The organism is Aeromonas sp. INTO2, from assembly GCF_049860605.1.
In the GTDB taxonomy this organism is placed as follows: Bacteria; Pseudomonadota; Gammaproteobacteria; order Enterobacterales; family Aeromonadaceae; genus Aeromonas; species Aeromonas caviae.
In genome coordinates, this window is record NZ_CP187590.1 from 16,673 (window position 1) to 38,944 (window position 22,272).

General features: G+C 55.5%; 23 protein-coding genes and 6 pseudogenes. 23 read left to right on the forward strand and 6 right to left on the reverse strand.

The features are described from left to right. Window positions 1-4: 4 nt before the first annotated feature. The 9 genes and pseudogenes from ACPW74_RS23305 to ACPW74_RS23345 form a co-directional block, all read left to right on the forward strand. Window positions 5-283, forward strand: coding sequence for a BrnT family toxin (locus ACPW74_RS23305; protein WP_015060221.1), 279 nt, complete (start codon window positions 5-7; stop codon window positions 281-283). Beyond that, the gene (locus tag ACPW74_RS23310) at window positions 243-563 is read left to right on the forward strand and encodes a BrnA antitoxin family protein (RefSeq protein WP_045286807.1); all 321 of its coding nucleotides are present in this window, start codon (window positions 243-245) and stop codon (window positions 561-563) included. Before ACPW74_RS23305 ends, ACPW74_RS23310 begins: the two co-directional genes overlap by 41 nt. Then, window positions 560-982: an antitoxin MazE-like protein gene (locus tag ACPW74_RS23315; protein ID WP_015060223.1), complete on the forward strand. Its 423-nt coding sequence runs from the start codon at window positions 560-562 to the stop codon at window positions 980-982. Before ACPW74_RS23310 ends, ACPW74_RS23315 begins: the two co-directional genes overlap by 4 nt. A gap of 606 nt (window positions 983-1,588) precedes the next feature. Further along, window positions 1,589-2,206: pseudogene (locus ACPW74_RS23320) on the forward strand (replication protein); the annotation flags it as partial. 533 nt (window positions 2,207-2,739) lie between these two features. Next, window positions 2,740-3,018, forward strand: a complete 279-nt coding sequence (locus tag ACPW74_RS23325) for a hypothetical protein (protein WP_013213990.1) — start codon at window positions 2,740-2,742, stop codon at window positions 3,016-3,018. Between the two features lie 110 nt (window positions 3,019-3,128). Next, entirely contained in the window at window positions 3,129-3,554 is a 426-nt protein-coding gene (locus ACPW74_RS23330; RefSeq protein ID WP_013213989.1) for an antirestriction protein, read from the forward strand. 127 nt (window positions 3,555-3,681) lie between these two features. Continuing rightward, the gene (locus ACPW74_RS23335) at window positions 3,682-3,837 is read left to right on the forward strand and encodes a hypothetical protein (protein ID WP_013213988.1); all 156 of its coding nucleotides are present in this window, start codon (window positions 3,682-3,684) and stop codon (window positions 3,835-3,837) included. Window positions 3,838-3,882: 45 nt separating this feature from the next. Next, window positions 3,883-4,179, forward strand: a complete 297-nt coding sequence (locus tag ACPW74_RS23340; protein WP_013213987.1) for a transcriptional regulator — start codon at window positions 3,883-3,885, stop codon at window positions 4,177-4,179. A 121-nt stretch (window positions 4,180-4,300) separates the two neighbouring features. Continuing rightward, window positions 4,301-5,164, forward strand: a pseudogene (locus ACPW74_RS23345) (IS1182-like element ISKpn6 family transposase); the annotation flags it as partial. A 249-nt stretch (window positions 5,165-5,413) separates the two neighbouring features. Here the strand turns inward: ACPW74_RS23345 and ACPW74_RS23350 are convergent. From ACPW74_RS23350 to ACPW74_RS23365, 4 genes are all read right to left on the reverse strand, one after another. Beyond that, window positions 5,414-6,295, reverse strand: coding sequence for a carbapenem-hydrolyzing class A beta-lactamase KPC-2 (locus ACPW74_RS23350; RefSeq protein WP_004199234.1), 882 nt, complete (start codon window positions 6,293-6,295; stop codon window positions 5,414-5,416). A gap of 221 nt (window positions 6,296-6,516) precedes the next feature. Continuing rightward, window positions 6,517-7,119 carry a class A beta-lactamase gene (gene bla / locus ACPW74_RS23355; RefSeq protein WP_078207265.1) on the reverse strand — a complete coding sequence of 201 codons (603 nt, stop codon included), beginning with the start codon at window positions 7,117-7,119 and terminating at the stop codon, window positions 6,517-6,519. A gap of 122 nt (window positions 7,120-7,241) precedes the next feature. After that, the gene (locus ACPW74_RS23360) at window positions 7,242-8,222 is read right to left on the reverse strand and encodes an IS481-like element ISKpn27 family transposase (protein WP_013213985.1); all 981 of its coding nucleotides are present in this window, start codon (window positions 8,220-8,222) and stop codon (window positions 7,242-7,244) included. Window positions 8,223-8,344: 122 nt separating this feature from the next. Beyond that, window positions 8,345-8,902, reverse strand: coding sequence for a recombinase family protein (locus ACPW74_RS23365; protein ID WP_001217881.1), 558 nt, complete (start codon window positions 8,900-8,902; stop codon window positions 8,345-8,347). Between the two features lie 162 nt (window positions 8,903-9,064). On the opposite strand from ACPW74_RS23365, the pseudogene ACPW74_RS23370 reads away from it, so the two are divergent. Then, window positions 9,065-9,442: pseudogene (locus ACPW74_RS23370) on the forward strand (DUF4158 domain-containing protein); the annotation flags it as partial. Window positions 9,443-9,455: 13 nt separating this feature from the next. On the opposite strand, the gene ACPW74_RS23375 reads toward ACPW74_RS23370, so the two are convergent. After that, a complete protein-coding gene (locus tag ACPW74_RS23375; protein WP_011191341.1) occupies window positions 9,456-10,730 on the reverse strand; it encodes an IS4-like element ISApu2 family transposase in 1,275 nt (424 codons plus the stop codon). 156 nt (window positions 10,731-10,886) lie between these two features. Between ACPW74_RS23375 and ACPW74_RS23380 the strand changes: the two genes are divergently transcribed. From ACPW74_RS23380 to ACPW74_RS23390, 3 genes and pseudogenes are all read left to right on the forward strand, one after another. After that, entirely contained in the window at window positions 10,887-11,258 is a 372-nt protein-coding gene (locus ACPW74_RS23380; RefSeq protein ID WP_004099020.1) for a hypothetical protein, read from the forward strand. A gap of 317 nt (window positions 11,259-11,575) precedes the next feature. Continuing rightward, the gene (locus ACPW74_RS23385; RefSeq protein ID WP_011191342.1) at window positions 11,576-12,844 is read left to right on the forward strand and encodes an IS4-like element ISApu1 family transposase; all 1,269 of its coding nucleotides are present in this window, start codon (window positions 11,576-11,578) and stop codon (window positions 12,842-12,844) included. Window positions 12,845-12,858: 14 nt separating this feature from the next. Continuing rightward, window positions 12,859-15,462: pseudogene (locus tag ACPW74_RS23390) on the forward strand (Tn3-like element Tn3 family transposase); the annotation flags it as partial. 67 nt (window positions 15,463-15,529) lie between these two features. Here the strand turns inward: ACPW74_RS23390 and ACPW74_RS23395 are convergent. Continuing rightward, a pseudogene (locus ACPW74_RS23395) lies at window positions 15,530-16,093 on the reverse strand (IS630-like element ISEc33 family transposase); the annotation flags it as partial. Between the two features lie 120 nt (window positions 16,094-16,213). Here ACPW74_RS23395 and msrB point away from each other — a divergent pair. The 10 genes and pseudogenes from msrB (at window position 16,214) to parC (ending at window position 22,116) form a co-directional block, all read left to right on the forward strand. Continuing rightward, window positions 16,214-16,657 carry a peptide-methionine (R)-S-oxide reductase MsrB gene (gene msrB, locus ACPW74_RS23400; protein WP_023338003.1) on the forward strand — a complete coding sequence of 148 codons (444 nt, stop codon included), beginning with the start codon at window positions 16,214-16,216 and terminating at the stop codon, window positions 16,655-16,657. A 1-nt stretch (window position 16,658) separates the two neighbouring features. Further along, entirely contained in the window at window positions 16,659-17,198 is a 540-nt protein-coding gene (gene msrA / locus ACPW74_RS23405; RefSeq protein ID WP_023294902.1) for a peptide-methionine (S)-S-oxide reductase MsrA, read from the forward strand. 132 nt (window positions 17,199-17,330) lie between these two features. Beyond that, entirely contained in the window at window positions 17,331-18,035 is a 705-nt protein-coding gene (locus tag ACPW74_RS23410) for a glutathione S-transferase N-terminal domain-containing protein (protein WP_004099038.1), read from the forward strand. Further along, window positions 18,032-19,000 carry a magnesium and cobalt transport protein CorA gene (locus ACPW74_RS23415; RefSeq protein WP_018716208.1) on the forward strand — a complete coding sequence of 323 codons (969 nt, stop codon included), beginning with the start codon at window positions 18,032-18,034 and terminating at the stop codon, window positions 18,998-19,000. The genes ACPW74_RS23410 and ACPW74_RS23415 overlap by 4 nt, the downstream gene beginning before the upstream one ends. Window positions 19,001-19,091: 91 nt before the next feature. After that, window positions 19,092-19,664, forward strand: coding sequence for a hypothetical protein (locus tag ACPW74_RS23420; protein WP_004099040.1), 573 nt, complete (start codon window positions 19,092-19,094; stop codon window positions 19,662-19,664). A gap of 175 nt (window positions 19,665-19,839) precedes the next feature. Then, window positions 19,840-20,373, forward strand: a pseudogene (locus ACPW74_RS23425) (type-2 restriction endonuclease); the annotation flags it as partial. Window positions 20,374-20,480: 107 nt separating this feature from the next. Further along, a complete protein-coding gene (locus tag ACPW74_RS23430; protein WP_232038188.1) occupies window positions 20,481-20,660 on the forward strand; it encodes a hypothetical protein in 180 nt (59 codons plus the stop codon). Between the two features lie 154 nt (window positions 20,661-20,814). Further along, window positions 20,815-21,453, forward strand: coding sequence for a ParA family partition ATPase (parA, locus tag ACPW74_RS23435; RefSeq protein WP_033996216.1), 639 nt, complete (start codon window positions 20,815-20,817; stop codon window positions 21,451-21,453). Between the two features lie 42 nt (window positions 21,454-21,495). After that, window positions 21,496-21,696 carry a plasmid partition protein ParG gene (locus ACPW74_RS23440; RefSeq protein WP_008166578.1) on the forward strand — a complete coding sequence of 67 codons (201 nt, stop codon included), beginning with the start codon at window positions 21,496-21,498 and terminating at the stop codon, window positions 21,694-21,696. A 33-nt stretch (window positions 21,697-21,729) separates the two neighbouring features. Beyond that, window positions 21,730-22,116, forward strand: a complete 387-nt coding sequence (parC, locus tag ACPW74_RS23445; protein ID WP_011270177.1) for a ParC family partition-associated protein — start codon at window positions 21,730-21,732, stop codon at window positions 22,114-22,116. The last annotated feature ends 156 nt before the right edge of the window (window positions 22,117-22,272 follow it).

Sequence of the window (22,272 nt, forward strand, 5' to 3'; positions counted from 1 at the left end):
CACAATGGAACTTGAATGGGACGCCGATAAAGCGGCACGAAACCTGAAAAAGCACGGCGTTTCCTTCGAGGATGCCGAGCTTGTTTTTTACGACTCCGGGCGGGTTGAAGCCTACGACGGACGCGAGGACTACGGGGAAGATCGTTGGGCAACGATTGGGCTTGCCTACTCGGCTGTCCTGTATGTGGTCTACACCGTCCGACACGAGGAAACCATCCGCCTTATCTCTGCGAGGAAAGCAAATGCCGACGAAAGAAAGCAATATCGTGAAGCGAACTCTTGACCTCAAGAAGCCGCCACAGTTGAGCGCCGAGCAGAAGGCGCGACTGGATGCCGTGGCCTCGATGCCGGATGAGCAGATCGACTATAGCGATGCACCCTATCTGCCTGATGCTGTCTGGATGAAGGCAGCGGAGCAATTGCCCCACACCAAGAAGCAAATCACGCTGCGCATTGATGCCGAAGTGTTGGAGTTCTTCAAGCACACCGGCAAGCGTTATCAGTCGCGCATGAATGCTGTTTTGCGCTCCTACGTTGAGGCGCACAAGGCGCACGCGAAATGAGCGGCGACGACAAGCAGCTTGAGCTTGAAGCCCTCGCCGCCGTGGGCGAAATGCTCTTGTTCGACCAAGCCAGAGGCAACCCGGAAGAAGCCGCCCGCATCCTGCGATGTGCGCGGCTTTTTGCTCGTTCAGAGGATGCCGCGCAGCGTCTCAGCGAGCTATGCAACGAGGCGGGCAGTGATGCGACTTGGCGCGAAAACATCGTGGAGGAACTGCAAGACCGAGAGGACTTGCAAGCCGCCGAGGCAGCGATGGAAGCCCGCCGACAGGCCCAACTTGTTGCGCAAGCGGATAGTGCCGACACGGCCTTGCAGACCCTAATGGACGAGGTAGCGGCGGACACCTTCGGCAGTCTCGATGAAGGATATGCGGCACAGGCGCAGGCCGAGGCCGTGAAGGCGTGGCAGGGCAGGCAGTGAGCGGCATTTGTTGGTGTTTCATCGTAACCCGGCAAGTGTTCAGCAAACGGTGGTTTGTTGGACAGTTGCCGCAAGGGGCGGTTTTTGTCATTTTCAGAAGACGACTGCACCAGACAACGCGGTTTGAAGGCTGTTGTGCAGTCGTCTATTGAACGAACAGTATCAGGAGTCCGCTGCACGAATGATAACCTCAAGCCGGTTCTGGTCGCGCTGGCGACCGATCAGCCCCTGGATGGGGACGGTAGAGAAAACGGACAAAATCGTACGCTAAGCATGCGGCCTGTCAGGTTGAGGCCATAGAGTTTGACGTTTAGGCGTCAGATAATGCAGAAAGCGGCCCTAGTCTGACGCGATGCCAGTGAGCCGACTGACGCCCAGTTGAGGTATAGCCTAGATTGACATGCGCGATGCAACCCTTAACTTGCTTGCACCTATCGTTTCCATGCTAGCTTTATCGTAACGCTAAGGAAGCTCTGAAAAAGCCCATGTTTCGCGAAATCACCGCTCTGTAACCCGCATGGTTGCTGGGATGCATTTCTCGAGCGGGGGCTTTTTCAGACCTTCCTTAGCTTAGCGTACGATTTTTTCCGAATTCTGCGGTTCCCCCTGGAAGACCTACGCAAGTTGGGCCAGCTCAGAGGTGGAATCAACGAAGGCGAGCGAATGAGGCATCTTTTCTGGCGTCTTAACTTTCTCCTTCTCTCCGGGGCAACAAACAGCGCCCAGATGTACCATGAGGCCGCCGCTCTTTCCTCCGAGCTGGATACTCGTTGGTCTTACCGCTCCAAAGAGCTTATGACGCTCTACAGCAAGGCGAAATCCTATGAGGCTGGGGAACGTGTCGAGTTCGGCGGAAAGTCGTTTGCACCGCTATACACGCCCAAAAACGACACGCTGATCAACCTATTCCAGATCTCACAGCAAGAACAAGAGCAACTGAAGACGATTATCAGCACTGACGAGGCTCAGAAGCGCCGCAGAGAGCGCGATAGACTGCGTGATGAAGAACGTCGCCGCGCCGCTGGCCAGCTTGAGCGTGAAGCCTATGAAGCCAACTCATTGAGCAGGCAAAAGCCCTGGGAAGCTATGGGCATGAGCCGGGCTAAATGGTATCGCCTGGGCAAGCCTTCACCTCAACAAAACAGTGAGACAAGTCCCTCCCCTATTACTAATGGCGAAGCCTCAGCGGTTGCCCTTCAGGCGGCCAGGTGTAAAGCCGTTTAGATGGCTATTTCAAAGTGAGTGAGATTTCGTAACGGATGGCAGCCCTAGAGGCTGCTTTCTTTTGAGGGGTTAGCAGGCGTATAGCCATGCTGGATCTCAGTCTATCACTACCTGCTTAATATTCCACCTTTAGATCCGGCAGCAGTTCGACCAGGTGGCCAACTTACCAGGCACCGGCAGCAGCTCGACCGGGTGGCCAAGTTCAGATCTGGACGCCAGAAGGAAATCAACCAGGTGGCCAACTTACCAGGCACCGGCAGCAGCTCGACCAGGTGGCCAAGTTCAGATCTGGACGCCAGAAGGAAATCAACCAGGTGGCCAACTCACCAGGCATCGGCAGCAGCTCGACCAGGTGGCCCATTTCGTACGTACGAAATCAGGCGACGCTATGCGAAATCTTGGCGGCAATCCCCCGCGACTACGTGATTTTTTTAACGTAGAGCGCGCTTTTTCTTGCCATAGTAGGCCATTTTGGCCTATAATCTTAATTAAGAAGACCGGGCACCCGCCACGGTCAATACCGGAGAACTCCGATGATCCACACAGCTAACCGCACCTTTCACCAACTCTATCGAGAATGGATACGCGAACGCCGCGAGCATATGCACAACGTTTTGACCTGGGAGCGTGATCGTTACGGTGCTCGCCTCGTCGGTCTGTTTTATCGTTACTGCAAGGTGGCCAACCCCTTTCCCCGTTGCACTCTGAATACTCGGATCAACTACCGCGCCCATGCGGTGAATCTGCCAGATTGGCCAGCCCGCAGCCTGGAGCTGAATAAAATGTGGCTCAGTTGGAGAGAAAAAAAGTAGGCCGATTTGGCCTATTTTTTATTGTACCCGCTTGACACAATAGGCCAAAATGGCCTATTATATATCTCAGAAGGCCGGGCACCCGCCACGGTCAATACCGGAGAACTCCGATGATGCAAACAGAACTTAATCCCCTGATCTGCTCCCTGGTCGCCACCCCTCGCCGTATGGCTGCAATGCCCCGCTATGTAGGCCGTTTCTATGTGGTTTTCGAGTCGATGCTTTACCAGCAAATGAAAGGGCTCTGCCGCGAGTATCGCGGGGCTTATTGGCTTATGTGGGAGCTGTCGAACGGCGGCTTTTATATGGCTCCTGGGCGTCGTGATGAAATGCTGAACATCGAGGCCATGAACTACTTTAGTGGCCAAATGAGCGCCGATGCTGCCGGGATTACCGCTTGCCTCTACCTCTATAGCCATCTGTCATTTCACACAGAAGGCGCTGACCAGGAGCGGTTTTCAAGGCTGTATCACAGCTTGCGGGATTGGGCTTGTGAGCATGACGAAAAAGAGGCCATCTTGGCCGCAATAGACTAGCAACAGAAAGCCCCGGTGATGGCCGGGGCTCTTAAAGGAGGTGCATAGGTAGAAAAAGAAATGGTGCCCCTGGTATGGCTGCAACCAATCACAGGGGCTTTCACCGGTCAATTTGAGGATAAACGCGATGAATACGGATATTGTATCACTTGCAAAACACATTGGCGACGCTCTGACGGCCCGCCGCCCCGTTCATATGCCGCGCATGAAGATGCGGGAGCTTGGCTTGCTCTTGATTGAACTGAAGGCGTATCGGGAGGCCGCCGCGACCGTTACCCATTGATAAAAAAGCCCCGGCATTGACCGGGGCTATTTGAGGATTTATCGCATGATTAGACCTGAAACGCTTAGGCCGTTCGCTGAAGATTGGCAGGCTCCAACCGCCGATGAAATCAAAGAGGTGTTGGAGCTGATTAGGCAACGAAAAGGGCTTAGTAAGCCTCTCAGTGGCGTTGATGTCGCTGATCTCGTTGGTTTGCCTGGTGAGAGAGGCAGCGGAAAGGGAACCCGAACCTTCAGGCGTTGGGTGAGCAAAACCAACCCTAGCCCTATTGCTTATGGTGCCTGGTCTATCTTGGCCCACCTGGCAGGTTTCGGGGCTATATGGGACGCTGACCGGGATTGAAACCATGACCGAACATAAGGCCGAACGTGCTCCCTGGGGAGACTTCCCGGCAGTAGTGAGGAACGGCGATCTAAAGGATCTCTCTAAAGAACCTGAATACGAAGCCGCCAAACATGGCGACCACAAGGCGATGAGCTATAAGCGCATGAAGCCGGCCGAGGACGAATTGCATTGCGAGATCAAGGCGCTGCTTGATCGCGCCAAGGCTACCGACGACCAGGAGCGTAACGAGCCGGAGCTGGACATTCCTGCCGAGATTTCTCGCCGCGAGAAGCGCCTGGAGGCGATCCAGGCGGCAAAGGCGCGCCTGGAAGCGCGCCAGCGTGAAGCGGACCAGGCCCGGGGGCGCAGCGAAGACGATGGCCGCCGGCCTCGCCATCCGGATGGCTCGGACAAGGGCGGTGGCTCGTACAAACGCGAGTTTGGTGTGCCGGATGACCGTGATCAGGAAAGCTTCACCGATCCGGACAGCCGGATCATGAAACACGCCGGTGGTGGCTCCGAGCAGAGCTACAACGGGTACACAGCGGTCGATGCCGAGCACCAGATCATCGTGGCGGCGGAGTTGACCAACTGCGCCGCGGACAGTCAGGCGCTGCTGGGCATGCTGGCAGCAGTTCAGGCCAACACCGGAGAAATGCCGGCCCAGACGCTGGCGGATGCGGGATTCCGTAGTGAGGCTGTTCTGGCAAAGGTCGCCGATCACCACGGCGATGTCATCGTTGCCCTCGGCCGCGAGGGACGTGAAGATGCCAAGGTCAATGCCAAGACCCATCCGCATACGGCGGCGATTGCGGCGAAATTGAAAACGGAGCAAGGCGATGCAGCTTACCGCCGGCGCAAGTCGATCGTGGAGGCTCCGAATGGTTGGATCAAGGCGGTGATGGGATTGCGTCAGTTCAGCATGAGGGGCCTGGACAAGGTGCAAGCCGAGTGGAAGCTCGTCTGCATGGCGCTAAATCTGAGGCGAATGGCGTATCTGTGAGGGCGAAGGTTAAATGGGGCGGCTCAAATGCACCCCAGTCGTCATAACACGCCGCGCGCCGCAAGATTGGTATCCTTGGCGCCGACGCCTTGCCAATTGCAGAGAGCGCCGCCGCCATCGTCAGTGCTCTACAGAAAACCGGTCACACGGCTCTGCCGCGCAGACTCCTAGCCTAAATGTGACAGTGGTTGGTAATCCATGCCGCCCGCAAGGGCGGCGGTGGTGGGCCAATAGATGATTTTCAGAGCCTTACTGCCCGTTGACGCCCAATCCCTCGAGCGCGAGTCTAGCCGCAGCGGCGATGACGGCCTCGCTGTGCTTGTCATCCTTGTTAGGCGCCCGGGTGTAGACGGCCAACACAATAGGTGCGCGCCCAGTGGGCCAGACGACGGCATAGTCATTTGCCGTGCCATACACTCCGCAGGTTCCGGTTTTGTCTCCGACTGCCCAGTCTGCCGGCACCGCCGCGCGGATGCGGTGGTTGCCGGTCGTGTTTCCCTTTAGCCAATCAACAAACTGCTGCCGCTGCGGCGCAGCCAGTGCAGAGCCCAGTGTCAGTTTTTGTAAGCTTTCCGTCACGGCGCGCGGCGATGAGGTATCGCGCGCATCGCCTGGGATGGCGGAGTTCAGCTCCAGCTCCCAGCGGTCCAGACGGAACGTGGTATCGCCGATAGAGCGCATGAAGGCCGTCAGCCCGGCCGGGCCGCCCAACTCCTTCAGCAACAAATTGGCGGCGGCGTTATCACTGTATTGCACGGCGGCCGCGGACAGCTCCGCCACCGTCATGCCTGTTGTCAGATATTTTTCCGAGATGGGTGACCACGGAACCAGCGCATTTTTGCCGTAACGGATGGGTGTGTCCAGCAAGCCGGCCTGCTGCTGGCTGCGAGCCAGCACAGCGGCAGCAAGAAAGCCCTTGAATGAGCTGCACAGTGGGAAGCGCTCCTCAGCGCGGTAACTTACAGTTGCGCCTGAGCCGGTATCCATCGCGTACACACCGATGGAGCCGCCAAAGTCCTGTTCGAGTTTAGCGAATGGTTCCGCGACGAGGTTGGTCAGCGCGGTGGCAGAAAAGCCAGCCAGCGGCCATGAGAGACAAGACAGCAGAACTAGACGGCGATACAGTGACATCAACGATATTCCTTGTTTGAAGGTGGAGCTAGGTGTAGCGGCCGGATGTAATCAGGCCGCTACAGCTGGGATTAGGGGTCTGACGCTCAGTGGAACGAAAACTCACGTTAAGGGATTTTGGTCATGAGATTATCAAAAAGGATCTTCACCTAGATCCTTTTAAATTAAAAATGAAGTTTTAAATCAATCTAAAGTATATATGAGTAAACTTGGTCTGACAGTTACCAATGCTTAATCAGTGAGGCACCTATCTCAGCGATCTGTCTATTTCGTTCATCCATAGTTGCCTGACTCCCCGTCGTGTAGATAACTACGATACGGGAGGGCTTACCATCTGGCCCCAGTGCTGCAATGATACCGCGAGACCCACGCTCACCGGCTCCAGATTTATCAGCAATAAACCAGCCAGCCGGAAGGGCCGAGCGCAGAAGTGGTCCTGTAACTTTATCCGCCTCCATCCAGTCTATTAATTGTTGCCGGGAAGCTAGAGTAAGTAGTTCGCCAGTTAATAGTTTGCGCAACGTTGTTGCCATTGCTGCAGGCATCGTGGTGTCACGCTCGTCGTTTGGTATGGCTTCATTCAGCTCCGGTTCCCAACGATCAAGGCGAGTTACATGATCCCCCATGTTGTGCAAAAAAGCGGTTAGCTCCTTCGGTCCTCCGATCGTTGTCAGAAGTAAGTTGGCCGCAGTGTTATCACTCATGGTTATGGCAGCACTGCATAATTCTCTTACTGTCATGCCATCCGTAAGATGCTTTTCTGTGACTGGTGAGTACTCAACCAAGTCATTTTTCAATATTATTGAAGCATTTATCAGGGTTATTGTCTCATGAGCGGATACATATTTGAATGTATTTAGAAAAATAAACAAATAGGGGTTCCGCGCACATTTCCCCGAAAAGTGCCACCTGACGTCTAAGAAACCATTATTATCATGACATTAACCTATATGTCAAGACCCGGCTGGTTATACACGCGTTTCCTGAACAATTCAGGGCGTTTTTCATGCCATTCCTTGAGCGCCTGAACGGGTGTTTTGTGTTGGAGCGCGCGTTGCGGAATGCTGTGGTTGTAGATCTTGACGTAATTGCGCAGCGTCGATTCCAGTTCGGCAGCTGAACCAAAACGGGTCTGGTTGACGATGTCGCTGATACGACCGTTGAAGCGCTCCACCATGCCGTTGGTCTGCGGATGACGAGGCGGGATGAGCCGGTGCTCGATGCCGAGCTGCTTGCACAGGCGGTCGAACACGTGTGTGCCGCTGGGTTCCTTCTTCTTGCCGCCAGCCGTGAAGCGGTCGGTGAACTGGCTGCCGTTGTCGGTCAGAAGCTTGACGATCTTGACGGGACAGGCTTGCTGGACTTTGTTGAGGAAGTCGCCACTGCTGCCATCGGTCTGGTCGGCATAGAGCTCGATGAAGACCCAGCGCGTAGCACGGTCGATGGCAACGAAGAGATAGCGCCTTGCCGTCTCGTCGGGCATCTGCGGCAGGTACTTGATGTCGATGTGCACAAAGCCCGGCTCGTAGTCCTTGAAGGTCTTTTTCGTGGCGGGCGCAGTGCCTTCCTGCTCGACCAGGTTACGTAGATCCGAGACACCGTGGCGGCGCAGGCAACGTCCCAGGCCGGCACGCGAGACGGCTGGATTGATGAACTCGCGCGTGACCGCCAGCAGGTCGTCCGTGGGCAGCAGCAACGTCTTGCGCAGCTCCACCACGATGAGCTCCTGCTCGGGCGTGAGCGTCGTGTACATCTTGTTCGGCGCATGCGACTTGTCTTCAGGAGACTCGCGGTTTTGCCACTTTCGGATGGTTTGGCGGGTGACGTTGTACATCCTGGCCAGTTCGGCCTGCGGGAGCGTCGAGTTCCTGATTTCCTCACGGATCAGGTGGGTAGTACGGGCTTGGCTGTGCAGTGCCTGGGTCATCGAGTTGCCAGTGAAGAGTCGGATTGGAACAGTGTACGCAAAACGTGTCTGGCCTTGAAGAGCGGCCAGCTACGCATGGGTACATGATCCCACGAGTCCAGACACCTATAAAAATAGGCGTATCACGAGGCCCTTTCGTCTTCAAGAATTTTATAAACCGTGGAGCGGGCAATACTGAGCTGATGAGCAATTTCCGTTGCACCAGTGCCCTTCTGATGAAGCGTCAGCACGACGTTCCTGTCCACGGTACGCCTGCGGCCAAATTTGATTCCTTTCAGCTTTGCTTCCTGTCGGCCCTCATTCGTGCGCTCTAGGATCCTCCGGCGTTCAGCTTGTGCCACAGCCGACAGGATGGTGACCACCATTTGCCCCATATCACCGTCGGTACTGATCCCGTCGTCAATAAACCGAACCGCGACACCCTGAGCATCAAACTCTTTTATCAGTTGGATCATGTCGGCGGTGTCGCGGCCAAGACGGTCGAGCTTCTTCACCAGAATGACATCACCTTCCTCCACCTTCATCCTCAGCAAATCCAGCCCTTCCCGATCTGTTGAACTGCCGGATGCCTTGTCGGTAAAGATGCGGTTAGCTTTTACCCCTGCATCTTTGAGCGCTCTGATCTGAATATCGAGGGACTGCTGGCTGGTTGAGACCCGCGCATAACCAAAAATTCGCATAAAATGTACCTTAAATCGAATATCAGACACGATGTGTCTATTATGCCAAAATGACGATTTAATGGACACTCAAACGAAGCCGTTTTACTATGTCTGATAATTTATAACATTTCGGACGGTTGCAAAAATGTTACTAAATGCCCGTCAGGCAGGGAGGCCGATATGCCCGTTGACTTTCTGACCACTGAGCAGACTGAAAGCTATGGCAGATTCACCGGTGAACCGGATGAGCTTCAGCTGGCACGATATTTTCATCTTGATGAAGCAGACAAGGAATTTATCGGAAAAAGCAGAGGTGATCACAACCGTCTGGGCATTGCCCTGCAAATTGGATGTGTCCGTTTTCTGGGCACCTTCCTCACCGATATGAATCATATTCCTTCCGGCGTCCGGCATTTTACCGCCAGACAGCTCGGGATTCGTGATATCACCGTTCTTGCAGAATACGGTCAGAGGGAAAATACCCGCCGTGAGCATGCAGCGCTGATACGTCAGCACTATCAGTATCGTGAATTTGCCTGGCCCTGGACATTTCGCCTTCATGTACAGAACCTTAAGCGGCAAGCGAATTAATAATACCGTCTAACGTGTTGTTTTGCTTGGATTTTCTCTGCCTACTCTTTTTGCCGTTTTTGGATAAATACACCATTGCCCACTCCAACTTCTCTGTTATTTCCTGCCACGCACCATGGATGATGCTCGCCAATATCGGCATTAACCAAAGCGCGCTGTTTTTGGCAATCTTCAGCATCGATAACTCCGCGCTGCCAATCAGCGTCAGCGCCAGCCGACGTTTGACCAGCAAGGCCAGCAAACTAGCCCAGATCAAGCCTTCCGCTATCGCTTTTTGTCGTGTCGCGAACGCCTTCAACCGGTTATGTGATTTCAGCTCTTTGAACAACAGTTCGATCTGCCAACGGCAACGATACAATGCCATCACCTTCTCGGCTGGCCATCGCTCACGCGGAAGATTGGTCATCCATATACAGAACCGTTTTTCCTCTGCAAACCAACGTCTTATGAGTCGATATTTATACTTTCCCGAACTCACATCCAGATCCAGAACCTCGGCTCTGCAGCTTCTCCGATCGATATCCTTGAGCTTTTTTCCGAGTAACTTGGGCATTTCCCTGCCGTCCTGTCGGTAAGCTGCCTGTACTTTGGGATTGAGATTTTGACTCCCTCTGACCAGATAGCTTCCTTTGGCTTTGGTCACATCAGCAAAGTACTCGCGGCTGATGTAACCGGCATCCGCCAATAACAGTTTGTTATTTAACGAATTTGCGGCCGGAAGATGCTTGCGCTCCGATTCGGTATCCGCCGTGATACTCATCGATATCGGCGACTGGTCCAGCAAGGACATGGTCATATGACACTCTACCGCAGCGGGGCTGTGCTTATTGAATCGGCCCGGGAAATGTTCTGCCAATTGCGGATGTAACGCGAATGACGACCCGTCCTGCAGCAGTACCTGCTCAAAGCCTGCCAGTCCGTGGGCGTCCGGTAGACACTCCTTGAGGCGTAAGGCGATGGCTCGTTCAACCAGTGCGCGCATGAACAAGGGAAAACCCTGCTTGCGTAACTGGTTGTGAAAGGGTTTATACGCTATTTGGTCAGTATCATGGAGCTGCAACGCATTGAAATGGCGATGCAAACCAGCAATACCATCCACCTTGTCGCAACCAAGCCCTGAGAGCAGAGCCGGGAGTAGTCTCGCAGGCTGGATATCCCGGAGTCGCTGACAAAAACCGGTAAATTTACCGATCCGGTTGAGTTCAGAAGAGCTAAGAAGTTGCTTGAGGTACTGGGTTGCATTGATAATAGTCATGGCTTCGGGCGTGTCGGTTTTTTTTTGCGATTAAATCAGATCACAAACGAAGCCTTTTTTCTATCTATTTCAATTGGTTGTAGCTAAAGATCCTGTACATGACAGGTCACTGCAGCGGCCAAACTGTTGCCACATCTCAGTTCAGGAGGAAACGCAATGACTCAGGAAAGGATCCAGACCCGCTACCCACTCGGCGGCCCCTTCGCCACCCAGGCTGAGCTGGAGCAGGCCATCACCCAGGCCATAACGACCCACAGACAAGATTTCTTCCCTCTGCTGGAACGGCTGGTGGACGTGGGGGACACCCGGGTCAACCTCAGTCAGGAGAACCCGCTGCGGGTGCTCAGCATCGAACTCGCTGACGGCCGTGAAGGAGTGGCCCATATCAACTACGAGTCCAACTTCGCCGAGAGCTGCCTGATTATCAACGAATACGACCAGCACCAGACCAGCCTGGCCTTTCGCCTCGACGGGGATGCACTTATCTTCGACGTCGAACTGCCGATCGCGTGGAATTTCAATAACTGAAGATTCAGCGGTGTAATGCCGCCTGGTTGCTACACCCGGTCAGCCAGCTCCCCTCACCCTAACCCTCTCCCAAAGGGAGAGGGGATCAGCCCGTGCCAACCTCCAGCCGTGGTAGTCACTCCATACTCTGCTGTTATTTCAGGCGCCTGTAATCTTCCCCATATGGCTGTCATCTGAATAGCAATATCCAGCATATAGCCACCATAACCCTCACTCATGTACAGGATCTTTAGCGGCAACCAATTGAAATAGATATAAAAAAGGCTTCGTTTGTGATCTGATTTTATCGCCAAACAAAATCAACACGCGCGAAGCCTATGACTATTATCAACGCTAATTACTATCTGGAGCAACTCTTGGCTCCCGCCGCACTCGAGCGCATTGCTCGGCTCTGCAAGTTTTGTCTGCGTCAGCGTGCCATTACCCCAGCCATGCTCGTACCTGCACTGCTGCGGGCCATGGGAGGCGACCAGGTCAATGACATTGCCGGTTTACACCGCCATTTCAATGCCTTGCAACTGGTAAACACCCATCAGGTTTCTTACAAACCGTTTCACAATCAGCTGCGCAAAGAGAGCTTTGCCCTGTTTATGAAAGCCCTGGTCGAGCGGGCCATCGCCTTGCGTATCGACCATCAACTCAAAGCAGCCTCCCTCGGCGCGTTCAAGCAGGTGTTACTGCACGATGGCACCTCCTTTGCGGTGCATCGGCGCCTTGCTGCTGATTTTCCCGGCCGGTTCAAGACCATCAGTCCGGCAGCTATCGAGTGCCATATGACCATGTCACTGTCGGAGCAGAGCCCGTTGTGCATGAGTGTGTCTGCCGATACCGCAGGGGAACGGCAATTTCTGCCTGAAGCCCACACGCTGACCAACTGCCTGCTGCTGGCTGACGCAGGTTACATTGACAGGGCTTGGTTTGAGCAGGTGAACGACGCTGGCGGATTTTATCTGGTGCGCGGCACGAAAAGCCTGAACCCCAAGATAATCCAAGCCTGGCGCGGTGATGGACGGGAAGTACCCAAGCTGGCGGGACTATCTCTGAGAGAGGCCGGACGGCGACGCTGTCGGGCCGAGGTACTGGATATGGTGGTGAAGTCCGGCCAGGTCGAGTACCGGTTGATCCGGCGCTGGTTTGCTGAGGAAAAGCGGTTCTGTCTGTGGATGACGAACCTACCGCGAGCAGCATGGTCAGCAGAGCAGGTGATGAGCCTGTATCGCTGCCGTTGGCAGGTGGAGTTGTTATTTAAAGAGTGGAAATCGCACAACCGGCTCAAGGGGTTTGTGACGGGCGAGAAAGCGATTGCCGAGGGGTTGGTGTGGACGAGCCTGCTGTCGCTGGTGATGAAGAGACGGGTCGCGCAGAGTGTGATGAGTGGGGCGCTATCGATGCTGAAAGCGTCGAAGAACAGTGCGACGTGGTGGCTACCGCTATTGGAAGCAGTGGCCCATAGGGCGCTGACAGAAATAAGGGAAAGATTGGAATGGGCTGCCGATTATTTGGCCAAGAACGCCTGCCGAACCAAGCAGAGAAAGTCGATACAGAACAGGACCTTGGAAGGCGTTTTAAATGGACTCGCCGCTTAAGGTCCTGTACATGATTTCGCCTTACCCGTCTTTTATATACCCGGAGCTGGATAAGCAACGAACGTCCTGGCCTGCTTTTCGATCTGGCGACAGGGTGGCTTATGCAACATCGTATTATTCTCCCCGGAGCCACTACGCTGACCCGGTTGATTTCAGAGGTAAGGGAAAAGGCGACGTTGCGCCTGTGGAACAAACTGGCACTGATACCGTCAGCCGAACAACGTTCACAGCTGGAGATGCTGCTGGGGCCAACTGATTGCAGCCGCCTGTCTTTACTGGAATCACTGAAAAAAGGCCCTGTGACCATCAGTGGTCCGGCGTTTAATGAAGCAATTGAACGCTGGAAAACTCTGAACGATTTTGGCTTGCATGCTGACAACCTGAGTACACTCCCGGCTGTGCGCCTGAAAAATCTCGCACGTTATGCTGGTATGACTTCGGTGTTCAATATTGCCAGGATGTCACCGCAGAAAAGGATGGCGGTTCTGGTTGCCTTTGTCCTTGCATGGGAAACGCTGGCGTTGGATGATGCACTGGACGTTCTGGACGCCATGCTGGCCGTTATCATCCGTGACGCCAGAAAGATTGGGCAGAAAAAACGGCTCCGCTCGCTGAAGGATCTGGATAAATCTGCATTGGCGCTCGCCAGCGCATGTTCGTACCTGCTGAAAGAAGAAACACCGGACGAATCGATTCGTGCTGAGGTGTTCAGCTACATCCCCAGGCAAAAGCTGGCTGAAATCATCACGCTTGTCCGTGAAATTTCCCGGCCCTCAGACGATAATTTTCATGAAGAAATGGTGGAGCAGTACGGGCGCGTTCGTCGTTTCCTGCCCCATCTGCTGAATACCGTTAAATTTTCATCCGCACCTGCCGGGGTTACCACTCTGAATGCCTGTGACTACCTCAGCCGGGAGTTCAGCTCACGGCGGCAGTTTTTTGACGACGCACCAACGGAAATTATCAGTCGGTCATGGAAACGGCTGGTGATTAACAAGGAAAAACATATCACCCGCAGGGGATACACGCTCTGCTTTCTCAGTAAACTGCAGGATAGTCTGAGGCGGAGGGATGTCTACGTTACCGGCAGTAACCGGTGGGGAGATCCCCGAGCAAGATTACTACAGGGTGCTGACTGGCAGGCAAACCGGATTAAGGTTTATCGTTCTCTGGGACACCCGACAGACCCGCAGGAAGCAATAAAATCTCTGGGTCATCAGCTTGATAGTCGTTACAGACAGGTTGCTGCACGTCTTGGCGAAAATGAGGCTGTCGAACTCGATGTTTCTGGCCCGAAGCCCCGGTTGACAATTTCTCCCCTCGCCAGTCTTGATGAGCCGGACAGTCTGAAACGACTGAGCAAAATGATCAGTGATCTGCTCCCTCCGGTGGATTTAACAGAGTTGCTGCTCGAAATTAACGCCCATACCGGATTTGCTGATGAGTTTTTCCATGCTAGTGAAGCCAGTGCCAGAGTTGATGATCTGCCCGTCAGCATCAGCGCCGTGCTGATGGCTGAAGCCTGCAATATCGGTCTGGAACCACTGATCAGATCAAATGTTCCTGCACTGACCCGACACCGGCTGAACTGGACAAAAGCGAACTATCTGCGGGCTGAAACTATCACCAGCGCTAATGCCAGACTGGTTGATTTTCAGGCAACGCTGCCACTGGCACAGATATGGGGTGGCGGAGAAGTGGCATCTGCAGATGGAATGCGCTTTGTTACGCCAGTCAGAACAATCAATGCCGGACCGAACCGCAAATACTTTGGTAATAACAGAGGGATCACCTGGTACAACTTTGTGTCCGATCAGTATTCCGGCTTTCATGGCATCGTTATACCGGGGACGCTGAGGGACTCTATCTTTGTGCTGGAAGGCCTTCTGGAACAGGAGACCGGGCTGAATCCAACCGAAATTATGACCGATACAGCAGGTACCAGCGAACTTGTCTTTGGCCTTTTCTGGCTGCTGGGATACCAGTTTTCTCCACGCCTGGCTGATGCCGGTGCTTCGGTTTTCTGGCGAATGGGCCATGATGCCAACTATGGCGTGCTGAATGATATTGCCAGAGGGCAATCAGATCCCCGAAAAATAGTCCTTCAGTGGGACGAAATGATCCGGACCGCTGGCTCCCTGAAACTGGGCAAAGTACAGGCTTCAGTGCTGGTCCGTTCATTGCTGAAAAGTGAACGTCCTTCCGGACTGACTCAGGCAATCATTGAAGTGGGGCGCATCAACAAAACGCTGTATCTGCTTAATTATATTGATGATGAAGATTACCGCCGGCGCATTCTGACCCAGCTTAATCGGGGAGAAAGCCGCCATGCCGTTGCCAGAGCCATCTGTCACGGTCAAAAAGGTGAGATAAGAAAACGATATACCGACGGTCAGGAAGATCAACTGGGCGCACTGGGGCTGGTCACTAACGCCGTCGTGTTATGGAACACTATGTATATGCAGGCAGCCCTGGATCATCTCCGGGCGCAAGGTGAAACACTGAATGATGAAGATATCGCACGCCTCTCCCCGCTTTGCCACGGACATATCAATATGCTCGGCCATTATTCCTTCACGCTGGCAGAACTGGTGACCAAAGGACATCTGAGACCATTAAAAGAGGCGTCAGAGGTAGAAAACGTTGCTTAACGTGAGTTTTCGTTCCACTGAGCGTCAGACCCCGATTAAGGTGGATATCCACTTCATCTTCATAAAATACCGGATGCTCTGCGCTGCATTCATCCAGCGCTTTGTGGATTACCGCCATCTTTTCATCTTTATGTGGGTCACGGATACGCAGAGTTGGCGCGGCCCTGCGCCATACAAGCCCCGCAGATGGCAACCAGCGGCGAACGGTTCCTGCATGTAACTGGCAACCGGTTATCTCATTGATTTTTAATGCCAGTAATTCGGTGCTCCAGCGTGAACGTTGATAACCAAAATCGCCGGGAGAATGCTTTATCAGCTCACGTAACAGGGTGCAGATATGTTCAAAAGGCCAGCGTCGGGAGCGCCCTGCGGGTAAGGATTTCAGGCCTTCAATACCTGAGTGCGTAAACCAGTTAATCCAGCGACCAACGGATGAACGAGCACAACAGAGAGTTCTGGCAACATCGCTGACCCGTTCACCCCGATGAAGCATCAGCATGGCCGTGAGTCTGCGGGCATGATTTTTATCGCGCGTTTTATGAATAGCTTTCTGCATCAGGCGTCGTTCGCCACGGGGTATTGGTGCTATGATCGGCATCGCTCAGTCCGGTTGGTGGTTTTGGTTGGTTTGGCGATTGATCAGATCGCACAATCCGGGCTGAGTTCCCTTTCAGTGATCTACTATTCCGCGCATCTATTTAGATTATTGGAGACTATCATGAAGTTTGAGAAGTCACAGGCAGCAGTTGACCGCCTGACCCCCGAGCAACGCCGGATTACCCAGGATTCGGGGACCGAAAGGCCCTTCACGGGCGAGTACAACGACAACAAGGAGCCTGGCATCTACGTCGACATAGTGTCGGGAGAGCCACTGTTCGCTTCGACGGACAAGTTCGATTCGGGTACTGGCTGGCCCAGCTTCACCAAGCCGATCGTTTCGGCAAACGTGAACGAGGTGCGGGACAGCGCACACGGCATGGTCCGGACGGAGGTCAGGTCAGTACACGCAGACAGTCATCTCGGCCATGTGTTCCCCGATGGTCCTTCCGACCGCGGCGGTCTGCGGTACTGCATCAACTCAGCGTCCCTTCGCTTCATCCCGCGCGACGAGATGGAGTCCGAGGGATACGGTGAATATCTCGATCAAGTAGAGGAGGCTTAACATGCATCAGCGCGCTGTTCTCGCAGGAGGATGTTTCTGGGGCATGCAGGATCTGATCCGCAAGCGGCCCGGCATCATCTCGACCCGTGTGGGTTACACGGGCGGCGATATTCCGAACGCCACGTATCGTAATCACGGCACGCATGCCGAGGGGATCGAGATTGTCTTCGACCCGACAGTGACGAGCTACCGGAACATCCTGGAATTCTTCTTCCAGATCCACGATCCGACGACGCTGAACCGCCAGGGCAATGATCGTGGGCTCTCCTACCGGTCGGGCATCTATTATGTCGACGAGGAGCAGAAGCGCGTCGCCGAGGATACGATCGCCGATGTGGATGCCTCGGGGCTGTGGGATGGCAAAGTGGTGACCGAGGTCCAGCCGGTCGGCGAGTTCTGGGAGGCCGAGCCCGATCACCAGGATTATCTGGAGAAGCACCCGGGCGGCTACACCTGCCACTTCGTCCGTCCCGGCTGGGTGCTTCCGAAGCGCCAAAAGGTTGACGACGTACAGCCAGCGGCCGGGACCGCGGCGGAATAGGCTTCGCTGCCGTTAGTGCCGCGCCGATCCGGTTCGCAACCTCCGACGACCGCGTCAATCGACGCGGTCGTCGAACCCGGCCTTGAAGCAGATCATTCCATTCAGCCGCCGTCGCAGTGCCAGGATCCAGATATGACAGACCTCTCCTCCTTTCCCATCACGCAGCGCTGGCCAGCATCTTATCCGGATCGCTTGCAACTATACGCGGCCCCCACGCCCAACGGCGTCAAGGTCTCGATGATGCTGGAGGAGACTGGCCTGCCGTATGAGCCCCACTTCGTCGACATCTCGAACAACGAGTCGAAGGATCCAGCGTTCGTGTCGTTGAATCCCAACGGCCGCATACCCGCGATCATCGATCCGGCTGGCCCTGACGGCCAGCCCATTGGCATATGGGAAACCGGTGCGATCCTCATCTATCTGGCCGACAAGACGGGGCAGCTCATCTCAACAACACCCGCCCAGCGGTACGAGACTCTGGCCTGGGTGTTCTTTCAGGTGTCGGGCGTTGGGCCGACCTTCGGACAGCTAGGCTTTTTCCTGCGATTTGCCGGCAAGGACTATGAGGACAAGCGACCTCGGCAGCGCTTTGTTGATGAATCCAGGCGTCTTCTCGGGGTCCTGGATCACCGGCTGGAGGGCCGCGAATGGATTGTCGATGATTACTCGATCGCGGACATTGCGACGTTTGGCTGGGTGAATGCGCTGGTCGAATTCTACGCAGCGGGCGACATCCTCGGCCTAAGCAGCTATTCGAACGTGCAGGCATGGCTCGAACGCGGGCTGGCGCGACCGGCTGTACAGCGTGGCCTGCGAATTCCTGCGAGGCCTGCATGACCATTATCGCCGCATATTATTACAACGAAGGTAAGCGAGTCCGTGAAATCAGGCTCGATGAGCACGTCGAACTAAACGAGAATCGCTCGGGCTTCTGCTGGATCGCGCTTAGCGAGCCCACCGCAGACGAACTCAGCGCGATCCAGACGACGTATAACCTCCATCCTTTGGCGATCGACAACGCCATGCACCCGCTGTGCCCGCCCAAGCTCGAGGTCTACAACGATGAGTTGTACGTCGTCGCCCAGACCGCCGAGCTGGTCGGCGACCGGATCAGCTACGGCAAGATGGCGATCTTCACCGGTCACAATCACCTTATCACCGTGCGGCACGGCAATGCCGGAGCGCTGGGCAAACTTCGGGAGCAACTCGAGGCATCGCCGACGCAGTTCGGCAAGGGTGTCGACTATGTGCTGCACGCGATCTTGCACCGAGTGGTCGACCAGTATCTGCCCATCTTCGAAATGATCGAGGACGACGTCCTGGCGATGGAGCGACGGTCGCTGCACGATTTCCTCGGGCCAGAAGAGGTGGCGCGAATCTTCGAACTAAGGTCCGAACTCACGCGGTTCAAGCGCACGCTCGGGGCTATGGCCGAGCTGGTGCGAAAGCTCGTTCGCGGCCACTTTCCCTGCCTCAGCGCCGAAATGACACCATATTTCCACGACGTCGCGGACCATGTCCACCGCGTGCAGTCCATGGTCGACGGCCTCCTGCTTGTCCTGTCCACGGTCTTCGAGGCCAGCAGCCTTCTGGAAGCGCAAAGGATCGGTGTGGTCACTCGCCAGCTCGCGGCCTGGGCGGCGATCTTGGCGGTCCCGACGGCGATCGCCGGAATATATGGCATGAACTTCAAGCACATGCCGGAACTGGACACGCCATATGGCTACTTCGTCGTGCTCGGAGTGATAGCGGTGTTCTGCCTTCTCCTGTTCATGCGCTTCAAGAAGGCCAAGTGGCTATGAGTAACGCACTTCGCGAGCTTCTCCGTCCGCCGAGTCACAGCGCGCTTTGTGCGCGAGCGTGTCCAATCCAGTTCAAGATGAAGGTGCTTCCATGACCTCCCAGGTGACCGACGTTCTAGAAGCAGTCCAGTCATTCATCGCCAAAGGCTATGACCGCGAATACCGCGTCAAGGACGGCAATCTCGTCGATCTCGAACTAGGGTCAACCCTCGATGCATGCAGCATTCGCGTCGATGCGGCGTTGCGCCTCGAGAGCGGGGACGACGGCGAAGATGCCTCCAACATCTACGCGATCACCGATCCGGCGACAGAGCATAAAGGCCTGTTGATCGACGCCTTCGACGTGTTCCACGAAATCTGCCCCCGCGACTTGTCCGAGCGCCTTGTGGCGCATCGGGAAACAGCACCGGCAGGTGACCAGGACGCGCCGAGCAAGCACGGACTACGGAAAGTCTACAAGAGCGAGTTTCACAGCGATCCCGAGCGTTACGTTCTGCGCGAGGGCTTTCCAGACTTCCCGCCATGCCCTTTCGGCCAATCCTTCAGCATCCTCGGCTTCGATACCGCCGAGCAGGAATATGTCTGGCTCGTCACGAGCATCATTCGAGATCCTCGGCTGATCAGGGTTCCATACCAGGGCGAAGACGTCATCAGCGACGAATAGCGGTGTCGCTTAGCCGGAAAGGCTGGCCTTCCTGGCCCACACATCTGCAGGCTGAACTTTAAGAACATCGAAAATTAGGAGGTGATTATGGACTGGAACAAGGACCACATACGAGAAACTATGCTCTTGCTGGAGACAGCAGCGTTGCACAGCGCTCGCGAAAACTACCTGGACCGAGATTCACCAGAATCGAGCGATGCTGACCCTGCCAGGCTACTTCCGCCCGACGAAGCTGTGGGATTTGTTGGTGATCTACAAGGGAGAGCTGATTGCTGCCATCGAGCTGAAAAGCCAGGTAGGTCCCTCGTTCGGTAACAACTTTAACAATCGAACAGAGGAATCTATCGGGACGGCCCATGATCTTTGGACGGCCTTTCGTGAAGAGGCGTTCGGCAAGCAGCCACGCCCTTTCGTCGGCTGGCTGATGATGGTCGAAGACGCGCCGGAGTCCCGCAGGCCGGTGCGTGACTCATCGCCGCACTTCCCGGTCTTCGAGGAGTTCAAGGGGGCGTCGTATCTCACGCGGTATGACTTGCTGTGTCAGCGATTGGTGCAGGAGCAGCTCTACACGACCGCTGCTGTCATTGCGGCAGAGCGCAGTGCGGTGAATACCGGCGACTTCACGGAGCAGTCGTCGATGACCAGCCTCAAGACATTCGTGTCTGCTTTGGCTGGGCACATCGCCGCAGAGGCGGCACGACTGGGCTGATTGGCCGCTTTCGATCATTCTGGCTTGGAGACCGGACGATGATGACAACCACAACTGAAGCGCTTTCAGAGGTTTTACGCGGGTATGGACGCGCCGATGAAACTGCATTGGCATCACTGCTGGAGGTCAGCGACTGGGAGCGCATCGCCCGGCAGGAGCTTGAGCGCCGGGCTACCAGCATCGTGCAGGCGCTGGATGATGCGACCCTTGAGGCCATCGCAGCGGGCACGCTCGACATGCTGGCCATGTGCCGACAGGTGGCCGACGAGATCCACCAGGCCGCCTAAGCCCTCCCCTGCCCTGCCACCGAACCCCGCCGCGTGCGGGGTTTTTTATGACTTCAAATCCTCAAAAGGTGCATTTACTCAAATCCTCAATATGCTATACTGCGCTTGAGTAATTCCTTTTTTCCTCAAACGCTCAATAGCTCAAGGAGCGCATATGCAAGTCATTGCTGTACTGAACCAGAAGGGCGGGGCGGGTAAAACCACCATCGCCACCCACCTTGCCCGCGCCCTGCAACTCGACGGCGCAGACGTGTTGCTGGTTGATTCTGACCCGCAGGGCAGCGCCCGCGATTGGGCCGCCGTCCGCGAGGATCAACCCGTGCCCGTGGTTGGCATCGACCGGCCCACCATCGAGCGCGATCTAAAGAGCGTGGCCCGGAAAGACTTTGTTGTGATCGACGGAGCGCCGCAGGCTCATGACTTGGCCGTGTCGGCAATGAAGTCCGCCGATTGCGTGCTGATCCCGGTGCAGCCGTCGCCCTACGACATTTGGGCAACCTCTGACCTCGTGGATTTGGTCAAGCAGCGCATCGAGCTGACCGACGGCAAGCTAAAAGCGGCTTTCGTGGTGTCCCGTGCGATCAAGGGCACCAAGATTGGTGCGGAAGTCTCCGAGGCGCTGGCCGGGTACGGCCTGCCGATCCTGCAAACGCGCATCACGCAGCGCGTCATCTACCCGAGCAGCGCGGCCAGCGGCACCACGGCCATTGACCAAGAGCCGACGAGCGAGGCCGCCGAGGAAATCCGGGCGCTGGCTGAGGAAGTGCGCCGTTTCCTCAATTGCACCATTTGAGTAATTAAGGAGTAGGTGAAAATGAGTAGCGGGAAACTTGGCATGAAAGCAGGCCGCCCGAGCGCCGCGAAGGCTGGCCCTACCTTGTCCGACCTTGCCGACAAGGCCGCCACCGTCCGGGTGAATTTCGACCTCGACCGGGCCGAGCACACGAAGCTGAAGATTTACGCCGCCAAGACCGGGCGCAGCATCACGGACATTCTGCGCGAACTGGTGCGCTCACTTGATGAAAAGAGTGATTGAGTAATCACTTAACCGGCTGGACGGGTCAAAAGCATGGACTATAGTCCATACATTTTTGATTTGGCGAAATTTAATAATGTTGATGAAATACGGCGCGTGGGGTATAAAGTGATGGTTGAAATGGAACCGTTGAGTCTGGAGGTACTGCCGCCCTCTCATTTCAAGGCGTTTGCGAAGAACGCACCGCATGAGATCAAGGGCGCTGTCATCGAGAACACAGAGCGCGGGCTGGTGATCGTGCTGCACGTTGGCAACGAGCGGCGCATTCTCGGCCAGTACCGGGGAGGCATCCGGTTTTTTCGCTCTTTCGATGGCGCGGCGGCAGTGCTGCGGCAGCATGGCGTGCTGCACTGGACGGCGAATGCAAAAGGCTGGATTCCGCGAACTTTGGAAGCGAAGGAGCGGAGTTCAGATGGATGAAAAAGCAAAGCCCCGCGTGGCAGCGGGGCTTGGCAGGGGGCGGGACTAGTCAGGTGGCACTGGCTAGAACCCAAAGGCGCAACCTATACAGGCAACACCCAGACATGGTTTGCATTGTAGCGCCCCACCTCTTGCCGCACAAGCGGAAAGAAGGTT